Origin of the sequence: Bifidobacterium sp. M0353, assembly GCF_016100645.1 — a bacterium.
Taxonomy (GTDB): Bacteria; Actinomycetota; Actinomycetes; order Actinomycetales; family Bifidobacteriaceae; genus Bombiscardovia; species Bombiscardovia choladohabitans.
In genome coordinates this window covers 1-254 of the sequence record NZ_JACFSB010000266.1, presented here as the reverse complement: position 1 = coordinate 254, position 254 = coordinate 1, and the positions used below count along the sequence as shown (strand labels likewise).

At 36.6% G+C, this 254-nt stretch carries 1 protein-coding gene; it reads left to right on the top strand.

All coding sequences use genetic code 11. From position 1 onward, the window contains the following. Nucleotides 1-254, top strand: a 254-nt coding sequence (locus H3V04_RS09755; protein WP_198188481.1) for a glycine--tRNA ligase subunit beta, incomplete at both ends; no start/stop codon positions are given.

The following is a 254-nucleotide window of genomic DNA, read 5'->3' as shown; positions in this document are numbered from 1 at the left end:
TCTAATGATTTTGAATTTGTTCGTCCTATTCATTGGCTGGTATCACTTTATGGTAACGAAGTAGTACCTGTCAAAATCCTCGATATTACGGCGGGAAGAAAGACAGAAGGTCATCGTTTCCTGGGCGATAGTGTGGTTTTGGCTAATAGCAGCGACTATGAAGACGCTTTAAAAGATCAATTTGTAATTGTTGATGCAACAAAACGTCGCAAAATGATAGTTGACCAAATGAATAAGTTAGTAAAAAAGAATAA